Here is a 10,332-nt window from a genome sequence, read left to right as displayed (position 1 = left end):
GTCGTATCTTTCAAACCAACAGCAGCAGCGATATCCCCTGCATATACAGTAGAAATTTCTTCACGGCTGTTTGCGTGCATTTGAAGGATACGTCCAATACGTTCACGTTTACCTTTTGTTGAGTTGATTACATATGATCCTGATTCCAATGTACCTGAGTACACGCGGAAGAATGTAAGTTTACCAACGTAAGGGTCAGTCATAACTTTAAACGCTAGTGCAGAGAACGGTTCAGAATCATCTGAATGACGTTCCACTTCATCTTCTGAATCCGGTAGAGTACCTTTGATAGCAGGTACATCCAATGGAGATGGAAGGAAGTCGATAACGTTGTCAAGCATTAATTGAACACCTTTATTTTTGAAAGCCGATCCACAGATAACTGGGAAGAACTCAACATTAACGGTAGCCGTACGGATGGCTGCTTTCAATTCAGCAATGCTGATTTCTTCGCCGCCAAGGTATTTTTCCATTAAGTCTTCGTTAACTTCTGCTACTGCTTCAATTAGCTTTTCACGGTACTCTTCAGCCAATTCACGATGTTCTTCAGGAATTTCACCAACAGTGATATCAGTTCCTAGGTCATTACCATAGAAATGAGTTTTCATTTCGATAAGGTCGATGATTGCAGAGAATTGATCTTCAGCACCGATAGGTAACTGAACCGGGTGAGCATTTGCTTGAAGACGATCGTGGATTGTACCTACTGAATAAAGGAAATCCGCACCGATTTTGTCCATTTTATTTACGAATACGACACGTGGTACACCATAAGTTGTAGCTTGGCGCCAAACTGTTTCAGTTTGAGGCTCAACACCTGATTGGGCATCAAGTACGGCTACAGCTCCATCAAGTACACGCAATGAACGTTCAACTTCAACTGTGAAGTCTACGTGTCCAGGCGTATCGATGATGTTTACACGGTGACCTTTCCACTGTGCAGTTGTTGCAGCGGATGTGATCGTGATTCCGCGTTCTTGTTCCTGTTCCATCCAGTCCATTTGTGATGCACCTTCGTGTGTTTCACCAATTTTATGGATTTTACCAGTGTAATAAAGAACACGTTCTGTTGTTGTCGTTTTACCAGCATCGATGTGAGCCATGATACCGATATTACGAGTGTTTGCTAAGGAGAACTCTCTTGCCATTTGTCTTTCTCCTTCCTTCTATAAGGATTTTATAGTGATTGATCTTACCAGCGATAATGAGCGAATGCTTTATTAGCTTCAGCCATTTTGTGTGTATCTTCACGTTTCTTAACAGCTGCTCCAGTGTTGTTGGCAGCATCCATGATTTCGTAAGCTAAACGCTCTTCCATCGTTTTTTCTCCACGAAGGCGAGAGTAGTTTACCAACCAACGAAGACCTAAAGTCGATTTGCGGTCTGGGCGCACCTCAACTGGTACTTGGTAGTTAGCTCCACCCACACGGCGTGCTTTTACTTCTAATACAGGCATGATGTTTTTAAGTGCTTGATCGAAAACTTCGATTGGCTCATTGCCAGTACGTTCTTTGATTAAATCAAATGCAGAGTAAAGAATTTTTTGTGATTTACCTCTTTGTCCATCAACCATTAATTTGTTGATTAAGCGAGTCACAAGTTTTGAATTATAAATTGGATCTGGTAATACGTCTCTTTTCGTTACAGGTCCTTTACGAGGCATTATATTTCCTCCTTTCAAGAAAGTTCAATTTTTGTTTGAGATTATTTTTTAGCTGCTTTCGGACGCTTAGTTCCGTATTTAGAACGGCCTTGCATACGATTGTTAACTCCAGCAGTATCAAGAGCACCACGTACGATATGGTAACGTACCCCTGGTAAATCCTTTACACGACCGCCACGGATAAGAACCACGCTGTGTTCTTGTAGGTTGTGACCGATACCTGGGATATAAGCTGTTACCTCGATACCGTTTGTTAAACGTACACGCGCATATTTACGTAACGCGGAGTTCGGTTTCTTCGGTGTCATAGTACCCACACGAGTACAAACACCACGTTTTTGCGGAGATGATACGTTAGTTTGTGCTTTTTTAAAGCTGTTGTAGCCTTTGTTAAGTGCTGGAGATTTTGAATTAACCTCTTTAGACTCGCGTCCTTTACGCACTAATTGATTAATAGTAGGCATTACATTTTTCCTCCCTTCACGTTTTCATTTCTAGTACCACACATCCAGGTGGTTCATAAATGGGTAAAAACAAAGTCTTTGCAAATAATATTGCAAAAACATTTTTACTTTTTAATGGCAACAGTTGCTGCTCCGACATCAATACCACATGCTTTGCCAAGCATTCTCATCGAATCAACATATGTGATAGGAACATCCAATTTCTTAGCGGTCTCAATGACGCGCCCAGTCAAGTATATATCTGCATCATCAGCGATGATAACCTCTTGAATTAAATTGTTTTTAAGAGCTCTAACTGCTTGTTTCGTTCCTATAATCACTGACTTTGCCTGTATTACTTTTTCATAAGACATGGTCCATATCCTCCAAAGTTACAGGGTAACATAGGAGCACCTTTGCTATAGTATCATTATAAGTCGGATACTGTCAACTTCTTTCAAAAAATTAATTAAAAGCAAAAGGTTTTCCATACATATTTCTATAAAGATTTGCAAATTGCTTTAGCGAAATATTAAGTCTGAATCATCATCAGGCTTTCAGGCTCGATGGGTAATTAAGGGAGACCAGCTCAATGATTTCCTGATCATCGGCTCCGCTGGATGGGAGCACCATTTTCAGGTATCGTCATTGAGCTGGTCCGTTATTACTTAGTCAACAGATACTGTCTCGGTGTTTTCATCACCAACAACGACGGGGTTTGCTTTTCTGTAGCGAAGCATTCCTGTACCTGCTGGGACAAGTTTACCGATGATAACATTTTCTTTAAGACCAAGCAACTCATCACGTTTTCCTTTGATTGCTGCATCTGTCAAGACTCTTGTAGTTTCTTGGAACGATGCGGCGGACAAGAACGAATCCGTTTCGAGTGATGCTTTAGTGATACCCAATAATACAGGGCGTCCTGTTGCCGGCAATTTATTAGTCAATAATGCATCGGTATTTGCTGTGGTGAACTGGTTAACATCCAATAATGTTCCTGGAAGCACTTCCGTTTCACCCGCATCAAGCACACGGACTTTACGCATCATTTGTCTAACCATTACCTCGATATGCTTATCACCGATTTCAACCCCCTGCATCCGGTATACTTTCTGCACTTCATGCAGCAGGTATTCCTGAACGGTAAGTACATCGGTAACTTTCAGCAATTCTTTCGGGTCGATCGATCCCTCTGTCAACTCTTCACCTCGACGGACAGGAGTGTCGACAGTAACTCTTAGGCGCGCTGTGTACGGTGCAGTATATGTGCGAGACTCCACTGCTCCTTGAACAACGATTTCCTGTTGTTTATCCCTGATTTCGTTAATTGAAACGACCGTACCTTCAATTTCGGAAATGACAGCTTGACCTTTAGGGTTCCTTGCTTCGAAAATCTCTTGGATACGCGGAAGACCTTGTGTGATATCGTCTCCGGCAACCCCTCCGGTATGGAATGTACGCATCGTTAACTGTGTACCAGGTTCCCCGATTGATTGCGCTGCGATGATACCGACAGCTTCGCCCACTTCAACCTCTTGGCCGGTAGCCAAGTTGCGTCCATAACATTTTTTACATACACCATGGCTGGTGTTACATGTAAAGGCAGAACGGATCCACGCTGTTTCTATACCTAGAGATTCAATATAATGAGCAAGATCTTCAGTGATAAGACCATTTTCAGGTACGATCACTTCACTTGTTTCTGGATGTCTGATCGCTTTTCTTGCATAACGGCCCACTAGGCGCTCTTCAAGATGCTCGATTATTTCAGTACCTTCTCTCAAGGCTGAAATCTTCAAGCCGCGGTCCGTTCCACAGTCGTCATCACGGATGATGACATCTTGGGCAACGTCAACAAGTCGACGAGTAAGGTAACCGGAGTCGGCCGTTTTAAGTGCTGTATCGGCAAGACCTTTACGCGCACCATGTGTAGAGATGAAATACTCCAACACTGTTAAACCTTCACGGAAACTTGATTTGATCGGTAATTCGATGATCCGTCCAGCCGGGTTGGCCATCAATCCGCGCATACCCGCAAGCTGCGTGAAGTTAGAGGCGTTACCACGGGCACCGGAGTCACTCATCATGAAGATCGGGTTGCGGCGATCCAATGAGTCCATAAGTTTAGACTGAATCGTATCCTTTGCAGCACTCCAGATCGAGATGACGCGATCATAACGCTCATCCTCAGTGATCAAACCACGTCTGAATTGTTTTAAGACGTTATCCACTTTAGTTTGAGCTTCGGTGATGATTTCTTGTTTTTCTTTCAATACGACGATATCAGCCACACCAACAGTAATACCGGCTTTTGTCGAATATTTGAATCCAAGATCCTTCATCCTGTCAAGCATTTTGGATGTTTCGGTAATTTTAAAGCGTTTAAAGACTTCTGCGATGATATTTCCAAGAATTTTTTTCTTGAATGGATCAATAGCAGGCTGGGCCTCGATCAATTCAGGGATATTAGCGCCTTTTTCCACGAAATATTTTTCTGGAGTTTTCGTTTCCAGGTTATATCGAGTCGGTTCGTTAATATACGGGAATGATTTTGGTAAGATTTCATTGAAAATCAATTTACCGACAGTCGTAATTAGCAACTGGCCGTTTTGCTCTTCAGTGAAAGTTTCATTATTTAGTGACGATGCATGGACGGCACAACGGGAATGCAGGTGAACATATCCGTTTTGGTACGCAAGCAACGCTTCACTTGTATCTTTAAAGATCATACCCTCGCCGATTGCGCCTTCTCTTTCCAACGTTAGGTAATAGTTACCTAAAACCATATCTTGGGAAGGTGTAACGACTGGTTTACCATCTTTAGGGTTCAAGATGTTCTGTGCAGCCAGCATGAGCATGCGTGCCTCAGCTTGGGCTTCAGATGAAAGCGGAACGTGAACCGCCATTTGGTCACCGTCAAAGTCAGCATTGTAGGCTGTACATACGAGCGGGTGCAAACGAATTGCGCGCCCTTCGACCAAGGTTGGCTCAAATGCTTGGATACCAAGCCTATGAAGTGTCGGTGCACGGTTCAATAGTACTGGATGCTCCCTGATCACTTCTTCAAGCACATCCCAAATTTCAGGAGATAAACGTTCAATTTTACGCTTGGCGGATTTAATGTTATGCGCCAAACCTCTTTGAACCAATTCCTTCATGACGAATGGTTTGAATAATTCGATCGCCATTTCCTTCGGAAGACCGCATTGGTACATCTTTAAGTTTGGTCCTACTACGATAACCGAACGTCCAGAGTAGTCAACACGTTTACCAAGAAGGTTTTGACGGAAGCGGCCTTGTTTACCTTTTAACATATGAGATAAGGATTTTAATGGGCGGTTACCAGGTCCTGTTACCGGACGGCCACGACGGCCATTATCGATAAGAGCATCGACAGCTTCTTGAAGCATACGCTTTTCGTTTTGAACGATAATGCTTGGCGCACCAAGGTCAAGCAGTCGTTTTAACCGGTTATTACGGTTGATGACACGACGGTATAAATCATTTAAATCAGACGTAGCGAAGCGTCCGCCGTCAAGTTGTACCATTGGGCGAAGTTCCGGTGGAATGACCGGCAGCACGTCAAGGATCATCCATGAAGGTTCATTACCGGAGTTACGGAATGCTTCCAGCACTTCCAAGCGTTTGATAGCACGGGTCCTGCGTTGTCCTTGGGCTGTTTTAAGCTCCTCTTTCAACGACTCTACTTCCTTTTCCGTATCTATATCTTGTAAAAGTTTTTTAATAGCTTCCGCACCCATTGCAGCTTGGAACTTCTTACCGTATTTTTCACGGTATGTACGATATTCCTTTTCGGAAAGAAGCTGTTTCTTTTCTAAAGTTGTATCGCCCGTTTCAGTTACTACGTAAGATGCAAAGTAAATGACTTCTTCCAAAGCACGCGGGGACATATCAAGTACAAGTCCCATACGGCTAGGGATTCCTTTGAAATACCATATATGTGAAACTGGCGCTGCCAGTTCAATATGACCCATACGTTCGCGACGCACTTTGGCACGAGTGACTTCGACGCCACAACGGTCACAGACTACGCCTTTATAACGAACACGTTTATATTTTCCGCAATGACATTCCCAGTCCTTTTGAGGTCCAAAGATTCTCTCACAGAATAAACCGTCTTTTTCAGGCTTTAACGTACGATAGTTGATTGTTTCTGGCTTCTTCACTTCTCCATGGGACCAAGAACGAATCTTGTCTGGTGAAGCAAGACCGATTTTCATATACTCAAAATTATTAACGTCTAACAAGGGGCCTACCTCCCTTTTAATCTCCAGGTTTAACCCTTGATCACCGGAATTTATCAGGCAATCTACACCGGATGATGGTTGATTGAATCAATAAGGCTCTAACATGGCAGCAAGGTCTTCAAAGAAACTACTTGCTGCCAGTCAGAGCGGATCATATATAACTAGATATGTTTATATTTAATTATTCTTTGACAGGTGCCCCTACTTCGGAGGCAACCATATCTTTTGTATCGGCATCAAGGCTTAATTTGTCTGCTTGGTTGGCTTCTTCTTCATCTTCCAAATCACGCATTTCAATCTCGCGGTCTTCGGCATTAAGAATTTTAACATCCAATCCTAAACTTTGAAGCTCCTTGATCAATACTTTGAATGATTCAGGAACGCCAGGCTCAGGGACATTTTCACCTTTGACAATCGCTTCGTATGTTTTAACACGGCCCACGACATCATCCGATTTGACGGTTAGGATTTCTTGTAATGTATAAGCAGCACCGTATGCTTCAAGTGCCCATACTTCCATCTCACCGAAACGCTGTCCACCGAATTGCGCCTTACCACCAAGCGGCTGCTGCGTAACCAGTGAGTAAGGTCCAGTTGAACGTGCATGAAGCTTATCATCGACCATATGCGCCAGTTTGATCATATACATGACACCGACTGATACACGGTTATCGAATGCTTCACCTGAACGGCCATCATATAGGACGGTCTTTGCATCACGGGACATCCCGGCTTCTTCAATCGTACCCCAAACATCTTCCTCGGTGGCACCATCGAAAACAGGTGATGCTACATGAATGCCAAGAGCGCGTGCAGCCATACCTAAGTGGAGCTCCAGCACCTGACCGATGTTCATACGTGAAGGTACACCAAGTGGATTCAACATGATGTCGACTGGTGTGCCGTCTGGTAAATATGGCATATCTTCCTCAGGAAGGATCCTGGAAATTACCCCTTTGTTACCATGTCGTCCAGCCATTTTATCGCCTTCATGGATTTTACGTTTTTGTACGATATATACACGAGCCAATTGGTTTACACCTGGAGGCAATTCATCGCCATCTTCTCTGTTAAACACTTTAACATCAAGGACGATACCGCCGCCGCCATGAGGTACGCGAAGCGATGTATCCCTGACTTCACGTGCTTTTTCACCGAAGATTGCATGTAATAGACGTTCCTCGGCAGTCAATTCCGTTACACCTTTAGGCGTGACTTTACCAACTAGAAGATCTCCGTCTTTCACTTCGGCACCGACACGGATGATTCCGCGTTCGTCAAGGTTACGAAGCGCATCTTCCCCGACGTTAGGGATATCACGAGTGATTTCTTCAGGCCCTAATTTTGTGTCGCGAGATTCAGATTCATATTCTTCAATATGGATAGAAGTGTACACATCATCCTTGACCAGACGTTCACTCATGATGATGGCATCTTCATAGTTGTACCCATCCCATGTCATGAAGGCTACCAATACGTTACGTCCAAGGGCTAATTCGCCTTTTTCCATTGAAGGGCCATCGGCAAGGATTTCCCCTTTTACGACGTTGTCGCCTACACTTACGATCGGGCGTTGATTATAGCACGTTCCTTGGTTGGAACGAATGAATTTTAATAGACGATACTTATCCAAGTTGCCTTTTACTTGCTGTCCGTCAACTTCACTAACCCGGCGGACCCATACTTCACGTGATTCAACGTGCTCTACGATACCAGGGTGTTTACAAATGACAGCTGCACCGGAATCTTTAGCCGAAACATATTCCATACCCGTTCCAACTCGAGGTGCTTCCGGTTGTAGCAATGGAACTGCTTGACGTTGCATGTTCGCTCCCATAAGGGCACGGTTGGAGTCATCGTTTTCCAAGAAAGGAATACATGCTGTCGCAGCAGAAACGACTTGTTTAGGAGATACATCCATGTAATCTACGCGGTCACGCGGAACAACGGTATTTTCACCGCGGAAACGTGCAACAACATCATTATCAAGGAAGGATCCGTCATCTGAAAGACGAACATTCGCTTGGGCAACTACATAGTTATCTTCTTCATCGGCTGTTAAGTAGTCGATTTGACTCGTAATTTTTCCAGTTTCCGGATCCACACGACGATATGGTGTTTCGATGAAACCATACGGGTTTACCTTTGCAAAACTGGAAAGCGAGTTAATCAACCCGATATTCGGTCCCTCAGGCGTTTCAATCGGACACATACGGCCATAGTGGGAATAATGAACGTCACGCACTTCAAAACCAGCACGCTCACGTGTCAAACCACCAGGTCCCAATGCAGAAAGACGACGTTTATGTGTCAATTCGGCCAACGGGTTCGTTTGATCCATGAACTGAGAAAGCTGTGAGCTTCCGAAAAACTCTTTGATGGATGCAATAACAGGACGAATGTTGATTAGTTGCTGCGGTGTGATCGTATTCGTATCTTGAATGGACATCCGTTCACGAACGACACGCTCCATACGCGATAAACCAATTCTGAATTGGTTTTGCAGCAATTCACCAACAGACCGCAGACGACGGTTACCCAAGTGGTCAATATCATCCGTGATTCCCACACCATGCAGTAAGTTAAAGAAATAACTGATAGAAGAAATAATATCTGCCGGCGTAATGTTTTTGACCTTATCCGTCACATACGCATTACCGATGATATTAATTACTTTTTCACCTTCAGCATCATTTGGCGCAAAAACTTTGATAGGCTGAAGAAGGGTCTCTTCTTCCACCACGCCGCCAGAAGGATGGAATGTTTTGAATCCGATTCCAGCTTCAATATGAGGCAGGATCCTATCAAGTGTACGGCGGTCTAGCATTGTACCTTTTTCGACGATGATTTCCCCGGTTTCAGGATCGATCAAAGTCTCTGCAATGCGTTGTCCGAACAGACGGTTCTTGATATGCAGTTTTTTGTTTATTTTATAACGACCTACGTTAGCTAAATCATAACGTTTTGGATCAAAAAAGCGTGAAACTAAAAGACTTTTCGCGTTTTCGACAGTAGGTGGTTCACCTGGGCGTAGACGCTCATAGATTTCCAGCAAAGCTTTTTCGACACTCTCGGTATTGTCTTTCTCAAGAGTGTTGCGAAGGTATTCGTTGTCTCCGATCAAGTCAATGATTTCCTGATCAGTTCCAAATCCAAGGGCACGCATCAATACTGTAATAGGTAATTTCCTCGTGCGATCGATTCGAACATACACAACATCCTTGGCGTCTGTTTCATATTCAAGCCAGGCGCCACGGTTCGGAATAACGGTCGCAGAGAATCCTAACTTACCGTTTTTATCCATTTTACCGTTGTAATATACGCTAGGTGAGCGCACTAATTGGGATACAATGACCCGTTCGGCACCATTGATGACAAATGTACCTGTTTCCGTCATCAACGGGAAGTCGCCCATAAATACATCTTGGTCTTTAACTTCCCCTGTTTCTTTGTTAACAAGGCGCACTTTCACACGAAGTGGTGCAGAATACGTAACATCGCGTTCTTTTGTTTCTTCCACAGAATACTTCGGCTCAGCTAAGCTGTAATCGATGAATTCTAACGATAAATTACCTGTAAAATCTTCAATAGGAGAAATATCCTGGAACATTTCCTTTAAACCTACATCTAGAAACCATTGATAAGAAGCTGTTTGAATTTCAATAAGATTCGGAAGATCCAAAACCTCACTGATTCTTGCATAACTTCTACGTTGGCGGTGTCGTCCATACTGAACAAGTTGACCTGTCAACTGATTCACCCCTTAAATCAAGCGTTATAAGGATCCATTTGCCCCGGAAAAGAAATCCTTTCCATAGACAAAAAGAAAATGGTTTTTATTTTAAAAACCACTATTTCTCATAAAACGAACTATTATTTATATATTTTTCCCATATTATCCATTGGTTATACACCAATGGTATAAAAATTGCATAGTTACGGAATTATATATATGCAT

General features: G+C 43.4%; 6 protein-coding genes. All 6 read right to left on the bottom strand.

The annotated features are described in order from the left end of the window. Positions 1 to 1,148, bottom strand: a 1,148-nt coding sequence (fusA, locus tag CVN76_RS21885; protein WP_100533047.1) for an elongation factor G, incomplete at its 3' end; no start/stop codon positions are given. A gap of 44 nt (positions 1,149 to 1,192) precedes the next feature. After that, positions 1,193 to 1,663 carry a 30S ribosomal protein S7 gene (rpsG, locus tag CVN76_RS21880; protein ID WP_048677878.1) on the bottom strand — a complete coding sequence of 157 codons (471 nt, stop codon included), beginning with the start codon at positions 1,661 to 1,663 and terminating at the stop codon, positions 1,193 to 1,195. Between the two features lie 41 nt (positions 1,664 to 1,704). Continuing rightward, positions 1,705 to 2,127 carry a 30S ribosomal protein S12 gene (gene rpsL / locus CVN76_RS21875; RefSeq protein ID WP_034305038.1) on the bottom strand — a complete coding sequence of 141 codons (423 nt, stop codon included), beginning with the start codon at positions 2,125 to 2,127 and terminating at the stop codon, positions 1,705 to 1,707. Between the two features lie 104 nt (positions 2,128 to 2,231). After that, entirely contained in the window at positions 2,232 to 2,480 is a 249-nt protein-coding gene (locus CVN76_RS21870) for a 50S ribosomal protein L7ae-like protein (protein ID WP_061141100.1), read from the bottom strand. Positions 2,481 to 2,774: 294 nt separating this feature from the next. Further along, positions 2,775 to 6,374, bottom strand: a complete 3,600-nt coding sequence (gene rpoC / locus CVN76_RS21865) for a DNA-directed RNA polymerase subunit beta' (protein ID WP_061141099.1) — start codon at positions 6,372 to 6,374, stop codon at positions 2,775 to 2,777. A gap of 181 nt (positions 6,375 to 6,555) precedes the next feature. After that, positions 6,556 to 10,125 carry a DNA-directed RNA polymerase subunit beta gene (gene rpoB / locus CVN76_RS21860; protein WP_100531083.1) on the bottom strand — a complete coding sequence of 1,190 codons (3,570 nt, stop codon included), beginning with the start codon at positions 10,123 to 10,125 and terminating at the stop codon, positions 6,556 to 6,558. Positions 10,126 to 10,332 lie beyond the last annotated feature (207 nt).

The sequence above is a fragment of the Bacillus sp. mrc49 genome, assembly GCF_002803435.1.
The sequence above is the reverse complement of the archived record's forward strand: the minus strand, read 5'-3'. Positions and strand labels throughout refer to the sequence as shown.

Bases quoted from the DNA above. Each gene is read 5' to 3' on its own strand.
- rpsG (WP_048677878.1), bottom strand. From the start codon at position 1,663: ATGCCTCGTAAAGGACCTGTAACGAAAAGAGACGTATTACCAGATCCA.
- rpsL (WP_034305038.1), bottom strand. From the start codon at position 2,127: ATGCCTACTATTAATCAATTAGTGCGTAAAGGACGCGAGTCTAAAGAG.
- CVN76_RS21870 (WP_061141100.1), bottom strand. From the start codon at position 2,480: ATGTCTTATGAAAAAGTAATACAGGCAAAGTCAGTGATTATAGGAACG.